At 60.1% G+C, this 19,955-nt stretch carries 20 protein-coding genes; 4 read left to right on the top strand and 16 right to left on the bottom strand.

Annotated elements, in window-relative coordinates:
* Positions 1–125 precede the first annotated feature (125 nt).
* From DCS96_RS01055 to DCS96_RS00990, 14 genes are all read right to left on the bottom strand, one after another.
* Entirely contained in the window at positions 126–1,094 is a 969-nt protein-coding gene (locus tag DCS96_RS01055; RefSeq protein ID WP_232818154.1) for a bile acid:sodium symporter family protein, read from the bottom strand.
* Between the two features lie 57 nt (positions 1,095–1,151).
* Positions 1,152–1,931: a 2-keto-4-pentenoate hydratase gene (locus tag DCS96_RS01050; RefSeq protein WP_116472533.1), complete on the bottom strand. Its 780-nt coding sequence runs from the start codon at positions 1,929–1,931 to the stop codon at positions 1,152–1,154.
* 49 nt (positions 1,932–1,980) lie between these two features.
* Complete coding sequence (locus tag DCS96_RS01045) at positions 1,981–3,420, bottom strand: amidase (protein WP_116472532.1); 1,440 nt, start codon at positions 3,418–3,420, stop codon at positions 1,981–1,983.
* The gene (locus tag DCS96_RS01040; protein WP_116472531.1) at positions 3,396–4,688 is read right to left on the bottom strand and encodes a TRAP transporter large permease; all 1,293 of its coding nucleotides are present in this window, start codon (positions 4,686–4,688) and stop codon (positions 3,396–3,398) included. The genes DCS96_RS01045 and DCS96_RS01040 overlap by 25 nt, the downstream gene beginning before the upstream one ends.
* Positions 4,685–5,317: a TRAP transporter small permease gene (locus DCS96_RS01035; RefSeq protein ID WP_116472530.1), complete on the bottom strand. Its 633-nt coding sequence runs from the start codon at positions 5,315–5,317 to the stop codon at positions 4,685–4,687. Before DCS96_RS01035 ends, DCS96_RS01040 begins: the two co-directional genes overlap by 4 nt.
* A 203-nt stretch (positions 5,318–5,520) precedes the next feature.
* On the bottom strand, positions 5,521–6,561 hold the full coding sequence (locus DCS96_RS01030; RefSeq protein ID WP_232818153.1) for a TRAP transporter substrate-binding protein: 1,041 nt from the start codon (positions 6,559–6,561) through the stop codon (positions 5,521–5,523).
* Between the two features lie 104 nt (positions 6,562–6,665).
* Positions 6,666–7,832, bottom strand: a complete 1,167-nt coding sequence (locus tag DCS96_RS01025) for a pyridoxal-phosphate-dependent aminotransferase family protein (protein WP_116472529.1) — start codon at positions 7,830–7,832, stop codon at positions 6,666–6,668.
* Positions 7,833–7,882: 50 nt separating this feature from the next.
* A complete protein-coding gene (locus tag DCS96_RS01020) occupies positions 7,883–8,566 on the bottom strand; it encodes an aspartate/glutamate racemase family protein (protein ID WP_116472528.1) in 684 nt (227 codons plus the stop codon).
* Positions 8,567–8,570: 4 nt separating this feature from the next.
* Positions 8,571–9,992 carry a dihydropyrimidinase gene (gene hydA / locus DCS96_RS01015; RefSeq protein ID WP_116472527.1) on the bottom strand — a complete coding sequence of 474 codons (1,422 nt, stop codon included), beginning with the start codon at positions 9,990–9,992 and terminating at the stop codon, positions 8,571–8,573.
* 365 nt (positions 9,993–10,357) lie between these two features.
* Positions 10,358–11,050 carry a GntR family transcriptional regulator gene (locus DCS96_RS01010; protein WP_116472526.1) on the bottom strand — a complete coding sequence of 231 codons (693 nt, stop codon included), beginning with the start codon at positions 11,048–11,050 and terminating at the stop codon, positions 10,358–10,360.
* Positions 11,051–11,225: 175 nt separating this feature from the next.
* A complete protein-coding gene (locus DCS96_RS01005) occupies positions 11,226–11,957 on the bottom strand; it encodes a maleate cis-trans isomerase family protein (protein WP_116472525.1) in 732 nt (243 codons plus the stop codon).
* Positions 11,958–11,997: 40 nt separating this feature from the next.
* Positions 11,998–13,278, bottom strand: a complete 1,281-nt coding sequence (locus DCS96_RS01000; protein ID WP_116472524.1) for a TRAP transporter large permease — start codon at positions 13,276–13,278, stop codon at positions 11,998–12,000.
* Positions 13,275–13,841, bottom strand: a complete 567-nt coding sequence (locus DCS96_RS00995) for a TRAP transporter small permease (RefSeq protein ID WP_116472523.1) — start codon at positions 13,839–13,841, stop codon at positions 13,275–13,277. Before DCS96_RS00995 ends, DCS96_RS01000 begins: the two co-directional genes overlap by 4 nt.
* Positions 13,838–14,848: a TRAP transporter substrate-binding protein gene (locus DCS96_RS00990; RefSeq protein WP_116472522.1), complete on the bottom strand. Its 1,011-nt coding sequence runs from the start codon at positions 14,846–14,848 to the stop codon at positions 13,838–13,840. The genes DCS96_RS00995 and DCS96_RS00990 overlap by 4 nt, the downstream gene beginning before the upstream one ends.
* Positions 14,849–15,228: 380 nt before the next feature.
* On the opposite strand from DCS96_RS00990, the gene nirK reads away from it, so the two are divergent.
* Genes nirK through DCS96_RS00975 form a run of 3 tightly spaced genes read left to right on the top strand, consistent with a single transcriptional unit; the run spans position 15,229 to position 17,942 of the window.
* Positions 15,229–16,650, top strand: coding sequence for a copper-containing nitrite reductase (nirK, locus tag DCS96_RS00985; protein WP_116472521.1), 1,422 nt, complete (start codon positions 15,229–15,231; stop codon positions 16,648–16,650).
* Positions 16,650–17,390, top strand: a complete 741-nt coding sequence (locus tag DCS96_RS00980) for a formylglycine-generating enzyme family protein (protein ID WP_116472520.1) — start codon at positions 16,650–16,652, stop codon at positions 17,388–17,390. Before nirK ends, DCS96_RS00980 begins: the two co-directional genes overlap by 1 nt.
* On the top strand, positions 17,391–17,942 hold the full coding sequence (locus DCS96_RS00975) for an SCO family protein (RefSeq protein WP_116472519.1): 552 nt from the start codon (positions 17,391–17,393) through the stop codon (positions 17,940–17,942). It begins immediately after the preceding gene.
* A gap of 12 nt (positions 17,943–17,954) precedes the next feature.
* Here DCS96_RS00975 and DCS96_RS00970 read toward each other — a convergent pair whose 3' ends face one another.
* On the bottom strand, positions 17,955–18,578 hold the full coding sequence (locus tag DCS96_RS00970; protein ID WP_116472518.1) for a YceH family protein: 624 nt from the start codon (positions 18,576–18,578) through the stop codon (positions 17,955–17,957).
* 101 nt (positions 18,579–18,679) lie between these two features.
* The gene (locus DCS96_RS00965; RefSeq protein WP_116472517.1) at positions 18,680–19,015 is read right to left on the bottom strand and encodes a YkgJ family cysteine cluster protein; all 336 of its coding nucleotides are present in this window, start codon (positions 19,013–19,015) and stop codon (positions 18,680–18,682) included.
* A gap of 388 nt (positions 19,016–19,403) precedes the next feature.
* Here DCS96_RS00965 and DCS96_RS00960 point away from each other — a divergent pair, with 388 nt between their 5' ends.
* Complete coding sequence (locus tag DCS96_RS00960) at positions 19,404–19,955, top strand: hydrolase (RefSeq protein WP_116472516.1); 552 nt, start codon at positions 19,404–19,406, stop codon at positions 19,953–19,955.

Below are 19,955 nucleotides of genomic sequence, written 5' to 3'. Positions count from 1 at the left end.
AGGTTCCAGCTGGGAAAATACCTGCTGTCGATCTCTAATCGCCCCGAGGTCGGGGCTCCTGCAAACACCTTCGTGGTTGTCTTTCTTGCCGCAATGTCGGCTCGCCCCCTGCTCAAGGTGCCTCATCAGCCAATCAGGGCTTCTTCCTGCTCGTCCATCCTGGCCAGCCGCCGCATTATCCTGGCAGCCAACAAGGAGTCGAACAACATCTGCAAGAAGTGAAAAAGGATGCAACTGACCACGGCCGCGCCACTGGCCGAAGCCAGACTCACCAGCACGCTCACCGCCACCGGCATGGTTTTCTGGGAAGCGGTAAACAACAGTGCCCGGCGCTCCGCCAACGCCAATCGCAACAGCCGGCCGCCCAGCAGGCACAACAGCAGCAAAGCCAGGTGCAGCAGCAACGACCAGGCCGACAACGTCAGCAGCGCCGCCGGCGACAACTGATACAAGGCCTGCTGGCTGGCCGACAGGGTGATCCAGGAGGTGACGATTACGCTCCAGGTAGGAACCAGGCCCAGCCAGGGCTTGGCCCCCAAGACCGGAAACCACAGCCGCAAAAGCAGGCCGCCGACAAAGGGCAACAACACGATTGTGACCAGGGTCAGTAGCAAGGGCCAGGGGGAAAGCTGAAGCGAACTACCCACCAGCAGGCTTAGTACAAAGGGAATGGTGCCGATACCCATGAAATTGAGTCCCAGAGTCAGAAACAGCGACCAGCTGGCCTTGCCCCCGCTAATGCGGGTTAGCACCACGCAGGACGACAGGGTCGGCGGCACCATGGATATCACCATCAGCCCCAGCCGCAGGCTGTCATCCAGTCCGCTGAATGCGTAGATCAGCCAGCCCAGTAATGGCGACAGCAGCAGGTTGATCAGCGCGCCCATCAGCAGGGTACGGCCAAATCCCGGCTCCGGCCGCAGCTGCTGCAAACGGGTCTGCAGGCCATTCACCAGGAAGATCAACGCCACCAGCCAGGGCAGCAGGCCCAGCTCGTTCAGCCACAGGCCGGGCGCGGGCAGCAACAGGGCGGCGCCAAAAGCCAGGCACAGGCCCAGGGGTAATAACCAGACGATGATGATGATCCTTCTCACCTAAAGCAGAAAGAGGCCCACCAGGGGCCTCCAAAAACAAAACGAACCGAACTGCACCTAGCCCAGGCTGACCCTGGCCTCGCCGATACCGGGGAACACCACCTCAACTTCGGTGCCCGGCTCGACGAAGATCATCCCGGTCCAGGTGCCGGTGGTGATCAGATCCCCCGCCTGCAGGCCGCCGTTGCGGGCCACCAGGTGGTTGACCGCCCAGCCCAGCAGCTGGGTGGGATCGCCGAGCGGATGGCCGCCTGTCTTGTTGGCCTGCTCGACGCCGTTGAAGCGCAGGATCACCGGCTGGCTGCCGAATTTGATGCCTTGCCAGTCGGCGATGCCGCTGCCTACCACCAGGGCGCCGTTGATCTGGTTGTCGGCCAGCCGCCACAGTGCACCGGCCTGCTGCCAGTCCTGCAGCCGGGTATCCACCAGCTCTATGGTCACGCACAGCTCGCCGATGGCGTCCCTCACTTCAGCGTCCGAATAGGATGTGGCCCTGGGTTCCAGGGGACGCCCCAGTCGGAAGGCCAGCTCGCCCTCGATGCCAATCATGTGAAAGGCATCGGTGTCGACCAGGGTACCACTGTCATGCACCCGCTGGGGAGGAATGGGCGCGCTGTAGGGAGTCACACCTGGCTTGGGCGCCCCCACCTTCCAGCAGGAGGTGCGCAGTCCCTGGTCGAGCCAGAGCTTGCGGGCCAGCCCGTCCTGAATGGCATAGGCCTGCTCGACCGTCTGGGGTGCACAGGATGCCGGCAGCGCCTCGAACTGGCCCGCCGCCCGATAGGCGATGTGCAGCAGGGTTACGGCGTTGTTCACGCTGGTGTTTACTGAGGTCATTGACTGTTCTCCATGTGTTTATTGCTTCCCATAAGGTTATCGTTGTGTATCAGGGGCCTTTCGCCGTTTCACCGGGCCATTGCCAACCCGCCCGGACGGCACTTTCATACTCGGCCGCCAGCCGGAACAGCAGTTCATCGTCGCCGAAGTTGCCGACCAGCTGAAAGCCGATGGGCAGCCCCTGCTGTGCCTGCGCCGACGGCAGATTGATGGCCGGATGGCCGCAGGCATTGACCCAGCCGGTGTAGATGGCATGGCCTCGCGGGCCGACCTCCCGGCCGTCGATCTCGGTGGGATAGCCCTGCTCAGCCGGCCAGGGCAGCGCCGCCGCCGAGGGAGTCATAATCACATCCACCTGCTCGAAGGCCTCACCGACCCGACGGCGGAAGGCATCGATATCTTCCAGGGCATTGAGATAGGCCGCCGCGCCCATGTCCCGTCCCCGAGCCGCCTGGGTGCGGAATTTTTCCGCCGCCAGCGGCTCAGCCTCGGGATAGCGTTCGAACAGCGCCGCCACCGCCACCGCGGCCAGCATCGGCCAGAAGGCATCGACGAAGTCCAGGCTGAAGGGCAGCTCCCCTTCACTCACCTCATGGCCCAGGGCGCGCAGCGTGGCTGCCGCCCCGCCCACGCTGGCGGCGATCTGAGGATCCAGTGGGTTGTCGCCGAAGCGCGGCACATACAGGATACGCAGCCGCGGCGGATGCGTCTGGCAGTCGACCGGCCCTTGGCTGACCCGCAGCGACTTGCGATCCCGGGCATCTTCGCCCGCCATGATATTGAATAGGGCGGCGGCATCGACCACCGAGCGGGCAATGGGGCCAATCACCTCGAAATCGAGCATCACCTGGGGCAGGCTGTTGACCCGCGCCACCGCGCCGATGGAGGGCTTGAAACCCACCAGACCGGTGTGGGACGCCGGCCGGCGGATGGATCCGCCGCCGTCGGTGCCGATGGACAGCGGCGCAAAACCGGCGGCCACCGAGGCTACTCCGCCGCCGCTGGAACCGCCCGGGGTCAGGGCCGTATTCCAGGGATTGCGGGTCACCCCGAACAGGGGGTTGTCGGTATAGCCCTCCAGGGTAAACTCGGGCACATTGGTCTTGCCCAGGATCACCAGCCCGGCCCGGCGGCAACGGGCCACCGACAGTTCATCGTCCTCAGCCAGCCGTTCGGCAAAGGCCCGGTTGCCCCAAGTGGTGACCAAGCCGGCTACATTGAGGTTGTCCTTGATGGTCACCGGCACCCCGTCAAGCACGCTCAGGGGGCGGCCTTGGCGCCAGCGCAGGGTGCTGGCCTCGGCGGCGGCCTCAGCCTGGGGGTTGTATACGATCAGCGCATTTAGCTCGGAATTGAGCGCCCGGATACGTGCGGCGCAGGCCTGCCAGGCTTCAAGCGGGGTCAGGGTGCCGGCGGCAAAGGCCGCCGCCAGCTCAGTGGCGCCCAGACGCCAGCTGCGGTGAATTAACTCATCATGTTCGGCAGCCATAGGGCGATCTCCGGAAAGGCCATCAGCGACAGGGTAAATAGCATCATGATCAGCATGAACGGCAGTACACCCCACATAACATCCTGGATATTGCCGCCGTCCTTGCGCACGCTTTGCACCACGAACAGGTTCATGCCCACCGGGGGGGTGATCAGCGCCAGCTCACACATCAGCACCACAAACACCCCGTACCAGATGGGATCCACACCCAGGGCGGTGACGATCGGATAGGTGATGGGGATAGTCAGCACCTGCATCGACAGCACGTCCATAAACATCCCCAGCGCCAGGTAGAAGACGATCAGCACCAGCAGCAGGCCGGTGATGCTCAATCCGAATGAGGTCACCCAGTCGGTCAGTTCGTCCACCACCCCGGTGAGGCTGATGGTCAGGTTGAGCACGAAGGCGGCGGTGATGATCAGCAGTATCATGCCGGTGATACGTGCGGTCTGCACGAAGCTTTCCTGCAGGAACTCCAGGTTCAACCGGCCGGCGCGCCAGGAGAAAAACAGGGCGGTGATCACCCCGAGGGCGGCCGACTCGGTAGCGGTGGCAATCCCCAAATAGATGCTGCCCATGACGATGCCGAACACCACGGCGGGCGGGATCAGGAAGCGAGACATGCGCAGCTTTTCACTCAGCGGGATGATCTCTTCCCGCTTGCCGCCCTTGCCCAGGTTGGACATGCCGATATAGACCATGAACAGCAGGCTGAGCAATATGCCCGGGATCAGACCGGCCATAAACAGCTTGCCGATGGAGTTGCTGGTCAGTGAACCGTAGATCAGCATGTTGACGCTGGGCGGGATAAGGATCCCCAGGGTGCCGCCCGCGGCCAGGCTGCCCAGCGACTGGCGCATGGAATACTCGCGCTCGTTCAGCGACGGCAGGGCCACTGTGCCTATGGTGGCGGCGGTGGCCACCGACGAGCCGGAGGTGGCTGCAAACAGCGCACAAGAGCCGATGTTGGTATGCAAGAGTCCGCCAGGCAGCCGCCCCAGCCAGGCCGCCATCGCCAGGTACATCTTGTCGGCGATGCCGCTACGCAGCAGCAGTTCACCGAGTAGGATAAACAGTGGGATGGCGGTCAGGATTGCCTCGTTGTGTACACTCCAGACCACAGCACCGATGGAGTCGACAAAGGGAACACCAAATACCATGACCCCGCCGATCACCCCGATTAGCGCCATGCTGACGGCGATGGGCATGCCCAGCAGCAGCAGTCCCAACATGGCGAAGAAGCCTACAAAAACCACGGATAAACTCATTTCACGCCCTCTCTGACGGCCTGTGCCGGTACGCCCCCGAGGACGTCTTCCCCCTCGTGGGACACGGTTGCCTGTTGGCGGTGTTTGAAATCTTCCAGCTCTTCTTTCAGTTCTTCGCTTACCCCCTTGGGATGAAATTCCTCATTGAGCTGACCGGTGCGGCCGCTCAGCAACAACCAGGTCGCCCGCAGGCTGTACAGGGTGGCCGCGAAGGCAAACACGGTGAGGCCGGCAAGCCAGATGCCCTGAGGATATTTAAGCGGCGTGGCCCAGGGGGTTTGCGCCGTGCTGCCGTAGTCCAGGGTTTCCTGCACGATTTGCAGACAGACCCAGAACAGGAAGATCCCGAACAGCGCCATCAGCACCGCGGACAGCCAGTTGAACAGGGTCTGCAGGGACTTGGGCAGCTTTTCATGAAAAATGTCGATACGCATATGGGTACGGCCCAGCAACGCCAGGGTAAAAGACAGGGTTGCCCCCACCGCCAGGGCGTAACCGCCCAGTTCATCCACACCCTGCAACGACACGCTGAAAAACTTGCGTAACAGGGTTTCCACCACCACCAGCAGGGACAGCAGGAGGAAGATCCCCCCAAACACCATGCCGGCCATATATTCAATTCGTTTCATTACCTACCTCCTTGTCGCAGCGTAAAAGCGGAAAACCGGCCCCGATGCCTGTCAGTGAACGGGATTGGCTGGCTTTCAAGCCGACCTCCTGCGCCAGGACGGCGCAGCAGAGCCCCCATGGATGGGTTTACGGCGTGTCGGTGGGAAGCCAGCTAATTCCGTTTTACAGACATGGGGGGGCAAGCCCCCGCCTCAGTGCGGCATTACATGCCGGCAATGGCGCCGACATCACGCTTCCAATCGCTGGCACAGTCGGGATTGGTCTTGTTGCAGACTTCGGCCCAGGTGGGGAAAGACACGTCTTTCACCGTGTTGGCGACAATGCTCAGGTCCTGTTCGGACACCGGCACCTCGACCAGATCGAACTTGTTGCCCGTGGTGCAGGGTTCGCCACCGACATTACAGCGGCCGGCGTCCAGGTACAGCTCCTCGGAATAGCGCCAGATCTCCTCGTTCAGTTCATCGAAAGCGGCCTGCAGCTTGACCTGCTGCTCGGGTGCCAGCTTGTTCCAGGCCTTGAGATTGATACCATAGCCATTGAGTGCCATTTGGAAGCCCAACGGCAGCACATGGGTGGTGACCTCGGGCCAGCCGGCGGAGTTGGCCGAGCTGGGGCCGGTAATGGCGCAGTCGATCACCCCCAGAGCCAGACTCTGGTGCACGTCGCCGAAACCGATGGGCACGGGAATGCCGCCCACCGACTCGACAAACTGGGCCAGGTTCTGATCATAGACCCGGACTTTCAGCCCCTTGACATCTGACAGGCTGGCGATCGGATGGTTACAGAACATCACCTGGGGACCGAACGGCCAGACGCCCAGCAGCTTGGTGTTGAAGCGCGCCTGCAGCCGCTTGTCGACCGTATCCTTGTAGGCCTCGGCGACCTTGCGTCCCTGGGCGAAATCCGGGCTCAGGCCGACCAGATCCAGCCCGAGTATGGTGGGCTCGTCGCGGGAGATCTGGGACATACGCAGCGAGACCAGATCGAACATACCCGACTTGAGCACCCGCAGCTGCTCCACATCCTTGATGCCGGTGGTATCCAGCGGCTTGTAGTTCACCTCCAGCGGCAGGCCGGTTTTCTCGGCCAGGGTTTCGAAGAAGGGCTGCTCCTTGTTCTTCTGGATAAGCCCGGTGGCCAGCGGTTGCCCGATAACCTTCAGCTTGATAGTGTCTTCCGCCATCGCCGGGGTTCCCGACATGGCGGCGCATACCAATGCAGAGACCAGCAGTTTTCGCATCATCACTTACTCCTTCCTTGAGGTTGTTGTTGCGCACCGTTGCGCAAAGGCCCGGCCATCGGCCAAGCCGGTAAAACTCGATACTCCTTCAAATTGATAAACCGGCCTCAGGTATCGGCCAGGTAGCTCATCGCCGCCTGCACGCCACCGGCCTGATGGGGCACGCCGGCACAGGACAGCCCCATCTCGACACCTGCCAGGGTGCCGAGCAGAGTCAGATCGTTGATATCGCCCAAGTGGCCGATACGGAATATCCTGCCCTTGAGCTTGCCCAGGCCCGCCCCCAGGGACATATCGAACCGTTCCAGGATCACCCGGCGCAGCCGATCGGCATCATGCCCGTCAGGTAGCACCACGGCAGTTAGCACCGGGCTGTATTCATGCTCGTTAAGGCACAGCACCTCCAGGCCCCAGGCGCGCACCGCACGACGGGTGGCCTCCGCATGGCGCTGGTGACGGGCGAATACCTGGTCCAGGCCCTCGACTTCCAGCATGTGGATCGCTTCTTTCAGGCCGAACAGCAGGTTAGTGGCCGGGGTATGGGGGAAATAGCCGGTGGCGTTGCTGGCCAGCATCGGCTGCCAGTCCCAGTAAGACTTGGGCAGCCTGGCCTGCTTGGCCGCGGCCAGCGCCTTGTCGCTGAGGGCGTTGAAGCTGATCCCCGGCGGCAGCATCAAGCCTTTCTGGGAGCCGGATACGGTGACGTCCACACCCCACTCGTCGTGACGATAGTCGGCGGACGCCAGCCCGGAGATGGTATCGACCAGGAACAACGCAGGGTGGTTGCTGTTGTCGATGGCCCGGCGGATCTCAGGGATCCGGCTGGTTACGCCGGTGGAGGTTTCGTTATGCACCACACACACCGCCTTGATCCGCTGCTCGCTATCGGCTTTCAGCCGGGCTTCGATGGCCTGAGGGTCGGCGCCGTGGCGCCAGTCACCTGGGATGAACTCCACCTCCAGCCCCAGCTTGGTGGCCAGTTCATGCCAGAGGGTGGCGAACTGGCCGGTCTCGCACATCAGCACTGTGTCGCCGGCGCTCAGGGTATTGACCAAGGCCGCCTCCCAGGCACCGGTCCCCGAGGCTGGGTAGATCACCACAGGGCTGTCGGTCTTGAAAATCCGCTTGATGCCGGCCAGCACTTCCTGCCCCAGCTCAGCAAACTCGGGTCCCCTATGATCGATAGTCTGATAGCTCATGGCGCTCAGGATGCGATCCGGTACCGGCGATGGTCCCGGGATCTGCAGAAAATGACGACCACTCTTGTATGACATACTCACTCCTTGATGTACTTACTGATGATGGGGAATCCCCGGTTCCTTGATTAACTCGGTCGAACACTGCCTGCCTCAGCCTTGGGCAATACCAGGCCGGCCAGGCCGCAGGCCTGGGTGACGGCACAGGCCATGCCGTCGAGCAGCGGCACCGCGACCCTGGGCTGCAGTCGGCGATGCATGCCGGCCACTACCGCCCCGACCAGGATGACGCTCTCAGCCCCGCTGGCTACCAGCCGATTGGCTGCCTCGACCAGGGTCGATGCAAACTGTTCCGGCGCTGCATACACCTCGGGCGCACCGGCACAGATGGCCTCGATCCCGGCCAATCTGGCTTCCTGGCCATGACGGGCGACCAACTCCCGGTAGAGGGGCATCGTCTGCCGCCCCATCACCACCAGGCCATAGCGGCCGCTGACCATGCAGGCGGTCATCAATGAAGCCTCCAGCAGGCCGACCACCGGCACATTCAGGGTCTGCCGCAGGGCCCACAAGCCGATGTCCAGCGACACGCCAACTACCACGGCATCACACCCTTCCACCCTGGCTTCGGCTGCCTCGATACAGGCATGCTCGGCGATGGCGCAGTCCCGGCGGCTCTGGATTACCGCTGCGCCAAAGGCGCCGGTGGCGGTGCTCAGCTGCCAGCCTGCCGGCAAGGACAGCCGGGCCTCGGCGGCCAGGTGCTCGGTGATATTCCGGCTGGTATTGGCGTTGACAAGCAGCAGGCGCATGGTCTCAGCCCCTGACCTTGGGCCTGGCCATGTCCGGCTTGCCGCAGGGCTGGAAGTGGCCGTGCCCTGCCCGGCCCAGGACCTCGCCGTCGCGCCAGACCAGTTCGCCGCGGCTCAGGGTGAGTACCGGCCAGCCGGTGACGGTACGGCCTTCATAGGGGGTGTAGTCCACATCGTGATGCAGCATCTCGTTGCGGATGGTGACTTGCCGCTTTGGATCCCAGATGGCGATGTCGGCATCGGCGCCGACGGCGATGGTGCCCTTGCGCGGATACAGGCCGTAGAGCTTGGCCGGGTTGGTGGCGGTCAGCTCGACGAACTTGTTGAGGCTGATTCGGCCTTTGTTGACCCCTTCCGAGAACAGCAGCGGCAGCCGGGTTTCCAGACCGGGAATGCCATTGGGGATGTAGGGGAAGGCCACCTCCTCCCCGCCCGGTTTCTTGCCCTGGGGGTCCTCGTAACGGAAGGGGGCATGATCCGAGGAGAAGATGGTGAACAGGCCATCGTCCAGGCCGTCCCAGATCACCTGCTGGTTGGACTGATCCCGGGGCGGTGGGCTGCATACGCACTTGGCACCCTGGTAACCATCAATCCCCAAATCCTCGGCAGTGAGGAACAGGTATTGGGGACAGGTTTCCGCATAGATGCTGATGCCCTTGCTGCGTGCCCAGCGGATTTGCTCCACCGCCTCGGCACCGGATACATGTACCACCAGGATGGGCACGTCCACCAGCTCGGACAGGACGATGGCCCTGTGGGTCGCCTCCCGCTCCACCAGCATGGGGCGGGACGCAGCGTGATACTTGGGCGCGGTGTGGCCGGCGTCGAGCAGACGCTGGGTCAGCCAGCCGATGCAGTCGGCGTTCTCCGCATGGATCATGGCCATGGCGCCTTCGGTGCGGGCCAGGGCCAACACGTCGAGGATCTGGCCGTCGTTGAGCTTGAGATCGTCATAGGTCATGTAGATCTTGAAGGAGGTGCAGCCCTGGCGGATAAGTTCGGGCAGCTCTTCCTTGAGCACCGTCTCGGTGGGGTCGGTGACGATCAGGTGGAAGGCATAGTCGACAAAGGCCTTTCCCTCGGCGCGATTGTGATAATCCGCCACCGCCGCCTTCAGGGACTGGCCCTTTTCCTGGGCCGCAAACGGCATCACAGTAGTGGTGCCGCCGCAGGCCGCGGAGCGGGTGCCGGAGTGAAAGTCGTCGGCCATGCGTAGTCCTTCCGGCATGGGTTGATCCAGGTGGCAGTGGGCGTCGACCCCGCCTGGCAATACCCACAATCCCCGGGCGTCGATTTCCTGCCGGCCCGGACCTAACTCCTCGCCCATGGCGACGATGCGGCCATCCGTTATGGCCAGATCACATTCGGTAATATCGGCGGCGGTCGCGATGCGGCCATTGCGGATTACCAGATCGAATTCAGACATATGCCTTCCTCTTTTGCCGTTTGCCTGCCGGACAGGCCAGATTGAATATATAATTATATATTCGTAATTAAGCATTACTCGAGAGAACGCTCAATCGATACGGTGGCAATATGCGATCTGGATCACTATATTTGTAACATTTTAGTTAAATATTGTGTGTAAATGTGAATTCGAGAGGTGATACAGGGGCGCAGTGGCATTGTGACCAAGAAAGGGAGAGCCGAGCTGACGGTCAGCGGAAACAAGAGCGGCCAGGGCCGGCGAGGTGCAGAAAAAACGCTAAAGGCATCGGCGGTGTACCGCCGTGCGGCGTTTTGTAGGGTAGGGATGAACAGATAGGGAATAAGGGCTGAGCGAAGATCCGGTCAGCCAACCTTTTGTTGCTGTTCCAGCTCTTTGACCACGGTTTCACCGGTATGCATCACATGCTCGGCCAGAATGCGGCCGGCTCTGTCGCCATCGCGCGCCAGCAGGGCGTCGAGCAGGGCTTTGTGCTCATCGACGGATTCGTCCCAACGATGTTGCATACCGATGGCCAGGTAACGCCCGCGACTGACGCGATTCATCAGCTGATGGTGTAAATGAGTCAGGCTTTCGTTGTTCGCCAGCTCGATGATCAAGCGGTGAATATGCTGGTTGATTTCGAAATACTCATGACGTTCCTGGGCCTGGTGGTGGTGCTCCAGCTTTTCCTGCAACTGGCTCAGTCGAGTGAGATCGCTCTCGCTGGCCTTGATGGCGGCCAGCTCGGCGGCACGCCGTTCCAGGGTACTAATGATCTCGAAATGCTCGCGAATCTCCTCGGCCGTAATGGTGGCTACCCAGGCTCCCCGGTTGGGCTCTATGGTGACCATGCCTTCGGAGTGAAGCACTTTCAGCGCCTCGCGCAGGGGGGTTCGGGAAATATCAAGTCGCTGACACAACTCGGGCTCGTTGATGCGCTGGCCTTCTTCCAGCTCACCTTCGATGATCATGGTGCGAACACAATCGGCCACTTCCTCATGCAGGGAGCGACGACGCAGGGAATTTCTACCGTAACTGTTGATGGGAGTGACCACAGTGCTCACCTTCTTGTATTTATATCTGGACGCGGCTCTAAGCCGGGCAGCATACTGTCTGCTGCATGAAAGCGCCATATTCGGACGTAGCAAGCGTGATCCCTGTCCCGCCTGGATTGGGCTTTCGAGCATGGAAGCCCCGGCGAACCAGGGCTTGATATTACATAATATATAATTATGGCTTAATCGAAAAAATACTGCCCCAGTTTTTAATCTTGCCGGGATCGGCACCGGCCAGCAGCATGCCCTTCCAGATACCGGTAGAAATGGTGTCATAGATGGGAATACCGATTTCCTTTTCCAGCTCAGCCGCCACCCGGGCTCCGCGCAGGTTGGTACAGAAAATGGTGATCGCCTGACAATCCTGGGTTCTGGCCACTTCGCGTACCATATTGGCGAGGGTCTGCTCGCTCACCTCGGAATAGGAGAAGTTCCCCTTGTCGTTGAGATGACGCTCGGCCACACATTCGTAACCGGAGCGACCATAATTCTCGACGATTTTATGCTGCACGTCATGCAGGTAGGGGGTAACCAGGCCGAAACGTTTGACCCCGGTCAAGTCGAACAGCTCGTTCAGCGCCAGCACCGAGGTGGTGGCGGGAATGCCGGTTTCCCGGGTGATGGCATCGCACAATATTTCGTCATCCTGAAAACCGCGCCAGCCCGACGAAGTACCGCTCCAGGTAACGGACTGCATTCTGGCATCAGCCAGCAGCCGGGACGCCTCAAGGAAAGGTTCGTTGTCGAACTGGCTCAGGGCCTGCTCGGTCAGTGAAATCTCGGTTACCTTGAGTCGGCCGAAGTGGGCGCTGGTGTTGTCGACCCCATGCAGAATGTCGGCGGTTACCGGCTCCAGCGTGGTGTTGGAAGACGGAGTTAACACACCTAACAATGTACGATCAGTCATTATCTTCTCCTTGGAAAATTTACGATTTTTCAGTTAACAATCAATAACCCAGGGCATGCGGCAGGGCCGTCACGATTTCCGGGTAAATCCAGCACAACATCAGCACCAGATATTGCAGGGCAATAAAGGGCCAGACATAACGCAACAGTTGGGACATCGGAATCTTGGCAATGCCGCACATCACGAACAGCAGCACACCAACCGGGGGCGTCATCATGCCGATCACCAGGTTGAACACGAACAGAAAGCCGAAATAGAGCGGGTCTATACCGTAGGTCAGGGCGATGGGAGCAAACAGCGGAACCAACATAATGTAGGCTGCGTTCGACTCCAGAAACATACCGACAATTAGCAGCATCACCATCACCATGGCGAGAAACACCTCGGGGTTGCTGGTGAAGCCCTGGATGAACTCCGACAACCGCAGCGGCAGCAACTCTATGGTAAACAGGAAGGTCAGCGGGGTCGCAAAGGCGATCAGCGCGCCTACTACCGCCGAGGTCAGGGCAGCCCGGAACATGCAGCCCGGCAGATCGTCCCAGCTCAGCTTGCGGGTAACCCACTTGCCGACGATAAAGGCGTAAATCACCGCGATGGCCGCCCCTTCGGTGGCGGTGAAGACACCACCGACGATACCGCCGATCACCACTACCGGCATCAGGATGATGGCCCCTGCCCGCTTGCCCTGGATCAGCAGATTTTTCCAGCTGAAGGGTTCACCGGTGGGCGCATAACCCTTGCGATGCGCGATATAGCTGGCCAAACCCATCATGCCGACCACCAGCAGGATCCCGGGTACAACACCGGCCATGAAGAGGCCGCCGACCGACACCGAAGAGCCCGCCATCAACGCATAGACAATCATGGCTGCGCTGGGCGGAATAATGGGACCCAGGTTGGAGGCCGAGGCCACCACCGCCGAGCCGAAGCCTACGTCGTAATGCTTTTTCATCGACGGCATCATGGTGGTGCCCAGGGCACTGGCACCGGCCACGGCGGCACCGGTCACCGAGGCCAGGCCCAGGCCGGACAGCAGAGTCACATGGGCCAGTCCACCCTTGACCCGACCGACGACGGCGTTGGCGAAATCGATGGTGCGCTGCATCACCTGACCACCCACCATCAGCTCCCCCGCCAGCATGAACAACGGAATCGCCATCAGCGGAAAGGAGTTGACCGCGTGCATCATCCGCTGGGGCAATACCGACAGCTCGATGCCGCTGTAGGCCAGACCACCCAAGGCCGCCAGACCTAGGGAAAATGCCAGGGGCATGCCGAGCAGGGCCAGCACCAGAAACAACACGATGGCCAGTGTGGTCATGAGATTGCCTCCTCGTTATCCGGCTCACGCCAGGTATCGGTACCCTGCCAGGCCATGAACAGCAGGTGCAGCAAGGCATGGCCGCAGCTAAGCATCACCGGGAAATAGAACACCGAGGCGGTCACCGGCAGAGTTGGCATCAGCTCTTCCCAGGTGTCGATAGAAACCATCACTGCCTGATAGCAGACCACCACCATCAACCCACCGCTTACCAGCAACATGAAGCGTGCGAGTCGCTCCTGCCAGCGGGCCGGCAGCCGGTTGGTCAGCACATCGATGCCCACATGCACCCCCTGCTTGAGCCCGTGGGGAATGGCGAGGAAGATGGCCCAGACGAAGGCCAGCCGAGACCCTTCATCCGCCCAATCGATGGACTCCGAAAACAAATAACGACTTAACACCTGAGACGACACCAGCAGCACCATGACTGCCATGGTGGCCTGGATCAGGACCATGGAGGCGCTGTCCACCTTCAGCAGCCAGCGCCTTGCCGGCGCTGCGAGGGATGAGCTTGCCCCCGGCCCGGCAAGCATATCGACATGCTCACTGTGGCCGGTTTTCATGACTTGGCTCCCTCCAGTACCGCATCAACCAGGTCAGCACCGAGACGCTCTTTCAGCTCTTCGACGATACCGGCGGTTTTTTTCTGCATGGCCTGATTCAGCTCGGGTGTAACGGCATTGAACTTCATGCCGGCGGCAATCAGCTCGTCCCGGGATTGGATGTCTTCTTCGGCGGCCTTGTTCCGTTGCCAGGCAACGGCCTTGACCATGGCATCACGCAATACCTGCTGCTCTTCATCGGACATGCGATCGAACTTTTTCTTGTTGGCCACCACCACGATAAAGTCGAAGAAGTGATTGGTATCGGTCAGATACTGCTGCACTTCGCCGAAGTTGTTCTTGCGAATGATGCTGAACGGGTTTTCCTGACCGTCGATCACCTTCTGCTGCAGGGCCGAATACACCTCGTTGATACCCATGGACACTGGGCTGGCACCCAGGGCACGGAAGCTATTCAGGTGGGTTTCATTCGGCTGCAAACGGATCTTGAGTCCTTCGAAGTCTTCAATAGACTCGATGGGCCGCACACTGTTGGTGATATGGCGCGCGCCCAGCTCCATAAAGCCGAGGGCGACGAAGCCTTTATCCGCCAGCTTTTCATTGAGCAGCTCCCCTACCTTGCCGTCGATAACTCGGAAGGCGGTTTCCCTGTCCTTGAGCACAAAGGGCAGGCTGATGGCTTCCAGCTCGGGCACGGTACGCGACAGGAAGGAAACCCCTATCCAGGTCATGCTCAATACCCCGGAGCGCACCTGATCGACGTTTTCTGCCGCCCCGCCCAGCTGCATGGCCGGGAACAGATGGACCTTGATACCCTTGTCGGTCGCGGTTTCTACCTTTTCCTTGAAGATTTCCATTGCCTGGCTGCTGGAATGATCGAGGGCGAAGTTACCGGCGATCCTCAGGGTCTCGGCGTAGACCGATCCGGAAGCCAGACTGGCTCCCAACATGACTCCCCACAGACTTTTGTGAAAACGCTTTCCAAAAGGTTGTATATTGCTATCCATTGCTTTCTCCTTTGGTTTTGTCACAAGACGGGTTTAATATTATTATGAATATATAATTATATATACACTCCATTAACACAAATTCCACCCAGTCACCCCCAACCACTCCCCTCCCCAGTGTTAACAAAAACAATAAAGCAATGATTTAATTGTAAAAATAACTAAAAAAACGCTATGTAAGCCGCCTTCGTGAACAGGTAAATAAATTGTAAACCATGACACAGCTCACCTTTTATCTGGGCCTCATTTGTGGATCTCATGCTCATATCACGATGTTTTGTTGATCTATATCAGGCCGAAAGCGGAGCCAGACCATAAACTCAACTGTGAAATACAGCATTTATAGTCCGCTACCACAACAATACTCCGGGAGTGTTCCCATGAAATTGAGCCAGCTTGTTGCCGCCCTCGGTATGACCTTCGCCCTGTCGGTGAATGCCGCCCCCCTGCCCGTTGAAGAAGCCATACTAACCTCCCCGCCCATGGTGCCGCCCCCCATCACCCGGGATTATGCCGCCAAGTTGGTGGTCAAGATGGAAACGGTCGAGAAGGTGATGGAAATCGCCGATGGGGTGGAATATATGTTCTGGACCTTCGGCGGCTCGGTGCCGGGCCAGTTTATCCGGGTACGGGAAGGAGACGAAATCGAGTTCCACCTTTCCAACCATCCCGGTTCCAAGATGCCCCATAACATCGACCTGCATGCGGTCACCGGTCCAGGGGGCGGCGCCGCCTCGTCCTTTACCGCCCCCGGCCATACCTCGGTATTCAACTTCAAGGCGCTCAATCCCGGCCTCTATGTGTACCACTGCGCCACTGCGCCGGTCGGCATGCATATCGCCAACGGCATGTATGGCCTGATCCTGGTCGAACCCGAGGAAGGCCTGCCGCCGGTGGACCGGGAATATTATGTGATGCAGGGTGACTTCTATACCAAGGGCGCCTTCGGCGAGCAGGGCCTGCAGCCCTTTGATATGGAAAAAGCCATCAAGGAGCAGCCGGATTATGTGCTGTTCAACGGCGCGGTGGGCGCATTGAACGGCGAGAAGGCGCTGACCGCCAATGTGGGTGAGACAGTCCGCCTCTATGTAGGTAACGGTGGCCCCAACCTGGTGTCTTCTTTCCATGTCATTGGTGAAATTTTCGACAAGGTCAATGTCGAAGGCGGCAATATGACCAACGAGAATGTGCAGACTACGCTGGTACCGGCCGGAGGTGCCGCCGCCGTGGAATTTACCCTGGACGTCCCGGGCAACTTTATCCTGGTGGATCATTCCATTTTCCGCGCCTTCAACAAGGGGGCATTGGGGATGATGCAGGTGGCAGGAGACGAAGACAAGATAGTGTACTCCGGCAAGGTGGCAGAGAGTGTCTATCTGCCGGAAGGCTCGGCGGTGCAGAGCATACCCAACGGCCATCCCAAGCTGGTGGCGAAAAACAAGGACGAGCAGCTCCGCTTTGGTCAGCGCACCTATGAAGCCAACTGCCAGGCCTGTCACCAGAGCCAAGGCCAGGGTATCCCCAATGCCTTTCCGCCGCTGGCCGAGTCCGACTTTCTCAATGAAGATACCACCCGCGCCATCGACATCGTATTACACGGCCTGAAGGGCCCGATCAAGGTCAATGGTCAGGGCTTCGACAGCATCATGCCGGCCATGAGCCTGCCCGACGAAGAAGTGGCCAACGTGCTGACCTATGTGCTCAACAGCTGGGGTAACAAGGGCGGCGTGATCACTCCCGAACAGGTGGTCGAACGTCGCAGCCAGGGCAAAACCATTATCATGGAAGGAAGTGCCCACTGATGAATGGCGCACTGCTGATCCTGGCGGCACTGCAGATGGCCGAGCTTCCCGGCGGGGAAGTCCGGCCTCTGTATCTGAGCAAGAACAGCCCGCTGCTGCAGGTCGCGCCATTTCGCATGGATGTCACCCCCGTCACCAACCGGCAATTTGCCGACTTTGTCGCCCGATATCCGCACTGGCAGAAAGGACAGGTCCCCGCCCTCTTTGCCGAGCATGACTATCTTAAACACTGGCAAACCGGGGATGACGGCTGGCAACCTGAGGAAGCCGCGCTACACAGCCCGGTTACCCATGTATCCTGGTATGCTGCCGATGCCTATTGCAAGGCCCGGGGCAAGCGGCTGCCGACGGTCGCCGAGTGGGAATTTGCCGCCCTGGCCTCAGAGCTGGCGGCCGATGGCAGCCACGAGCCCGCGTATACCCAGCGCATCCTGTCCTGGTATGCCAGGCCGTCCACCACCACCCTGGAAGCCGTCGGCCAGAGGCCAGCCAACTATTGGCGGCTGCATGATCTGCACGGCCTGGTATGGGAATGGACCCAGGATTTCAACTCTACTCTGGTGACAGGTGAGTCCCGCGGTGACAGCAGCCTGGACAAGGGACTGTTCTGTGGCTCGGCCGCCGCCGGATCCGCCGATCCTTCCGATTACGCCGCCTTTATGCGGTTTGGTTTCCGCTCCAGCCTAAAGGCACCCTATACCCTCGGGAACCTGGGCTTTCGGTGCGCACAGGAGAGATAAATGAAACATAGTACACTGCTGCCACTGGCCGCCCTGCTGCTGGCCTTTAGCCTGCATGCCGCCCTGCCCGGAGATTCCGTCTATCAGCTCAACAGCCAATGGCAGACCGAACGGGGCAACAACATCAAGATCGCGGATTTTGCCGGAAAAAAGCGGATCATCGGGATGATGTACACGGATTGCCTGCTTGCCTGTCCCATGCTGGTTTCCAACATGCAGGCGGTGCAGAAGGCCCTCAGCGAAACGCAGCAGCAAGAAGTCGGCTTTGTACTGGTATCCCTGACCCCGAACCGGGACACCCCCAGGGTATTACGCCATTTTGCCCGAAAGAGAGGGCTCGACAGCCATTGGACCCTGCTCAGCGGCAACGATAATAATGTCCGCACCCTGGCCATGGCACTCAATATCCAGTACCAGGGACAGGCCGATGGCAGTGTAGCTCATGCCAATGCAGTTACCGTGCTGGATGAGCAGGGCCGCTTGCTGTTTCAGCAGGCAGGCCTGCCCGAGGGGACCGAAGGGTTTATCGAACGTCTGCTGCAGGAGCGATGACCTCGGCGCAATTTACCCTTCCAGCTCCTTGATGCGGGCCTTGAGCAGGGCCACTTCGGCGGTCAGTTCCTGTACCTGCTGCGCCAGCTCGGCTTCCCGGTCGCCGTGGCCGGGCATAACCGCTTGTTCAAATTCGGTTTCCTCGCCAAACAGGTGGGCATAGCGGGATTCCCGCTTGCCCGGCAGCCGGGGCAGCTTCACCACATACCCCTGCTCCAGCAGGGATTGCAGGCAATCTTCCACCTGGCTGACCTCGTCGAACTGGCATAGCCGCTGGGTACGACTCCTCAATTCGCCCGGGGTCTGCGGACCGCGCAGCATCAGCTCACAGACAATGCCCAGCTCCCGGGCACTGAAGCGCAGGCCCCCGAATTCGGTATTGCAGAACCTGTGCTGATATTTGGCCGCCCGGGCATTGAAGCCCGCCACATTGTTGACCAGCCGCTTGTCGGCAAGGCCGTCAAGCACCTGCTGTACCTGCTGCTCGCTCAGGGACAGCACCGGATCCCGGTTGCTTTTCTGGTTGCAGGCATTGACCAGGGAATTCAGGGTAAGGGGATAGGCATCTGGCGTTGATACCTGCTTTTCAATTAAACAACCAATCACTCTGAGTTCGAGGGCTGAAAGCGCGTCCATAACTACCTTCCTTCGTTTTTTCTTATGCTTCCAAGCCTACCGAACAAATCTGAAAAAACCAGAACAGATTGCCGGGTGCCACCCGTCTCGTTTCCCTGCTCTCAGGCCGCGGCCGGCTCCGAATCCAGCGGCGGCAGCCCGTAGGCGGCCCTGGCCCGATTACAGGCACCATCTGCATCATTGGCCTCGAACTGTCGGCAGGGGCTGGGCCGGTTGGGGTAGATGCTGCAGGAGACACAGTCTCCCACCGTCCCTTCCAGCGCCACACAGCGGGGCCGGGGGTGATTGGAGCCCTGCATCGCCAACCGGGTATGGTTTACCGGCTCGGTCAGTGCTTCAGGCACCTGATAATCACTGTGGATCTCTCCCCAGTAGAAGGAAACGCGAAAAAAGGCGCAACAGGCGCCACAGGTCAAACAGGGATTGCCACCACTCATCTACGCCTTACCTCCTGGCAAAACTAAAACAGTGACGAAACGAACTCATATTGGGTAAATGCACGGATTATCCCTTACGGGCAGGCTCCGGCAGCCGGGGAACGGGTGTGGTCAACGGATGGAATGGCACGACTCGTCGCCTGCATGGTCGACAAGGGAATGTGCGCTGGCCGGTCATCTCTCCTCTGTGTGGCCTGATACTTGCTGCCTCACGGCGGAAGCCGAAAGCAGCGGGCCATATAGATAAATCGAAACCGCGACAAGTGCAAGAGGTCCCGGAAAATATACCCGGCAGGCAGGGTCCAAGCGCCCGACTCGCCCGGCGTATCGTGACAATGGAACTGAAAACGGGCGATACTGGGCTCTTCACCAATCAAGGGAGACAGCTATGTTGATGGAAATGGGCAAAGCGGGATTAATGGTGGTGGATATCCAGGACAAGCTGGTGCCCGCCATCCACAAGGGCGAGCAGATGAGCGCACGCGTTCAGTGGCTGATTTCCGCCTGTACCCTGCTGGGCACCCCTGTTCTCTTTACCGAACAATACCCCAAGGGCCTGGGCCATACCCGGCAGGCACTGACGGCCCTGGTTGAACAGCCGGAGATCGTCGAGAAAATGCATTTCTCCGCCATGGCGGCTCGATGCCTGCCCGATCACTGGCAGGAATACAGCCAGCTCATTGTCTGCGGTATGGAAACCCATGTCTGCGTACTGCAGACCGTAATGGATTTACTGAATGCGGGTAAGGAAGTATTTGTCGTGGCCGATGCCACCGGCAGCCGTACGGAAGAAAACCACCAGCTGGGCCTGGCCCGGATGCGTGACGCCGGGGCTCAGATAGTCAGCCGGGAAATGGTGGTGTTCGAACTGATGCATCAGTCGGGCACCGACACTTTCAAGGCCATCAGCAAACAGTTCCTGGTAGGGGAACAGCCTTAA

Source organism: Zobellella maritima, from assembly GCF_003075035.1.
In the GTDB taxonomy this organism is placed as follows: domain Bacteria; phylum Pseudomonadota; class Gammaproteobacteria; order Enterobacterales; family Aeromonadaceae; genus Oceanimonas; species Oceanimonas maritima.
The sequence above is the reverse complement of the archived record's forward strand: the minus strand, read 5'-3'. Positions and strand labels throughout refer to the sequence as shown.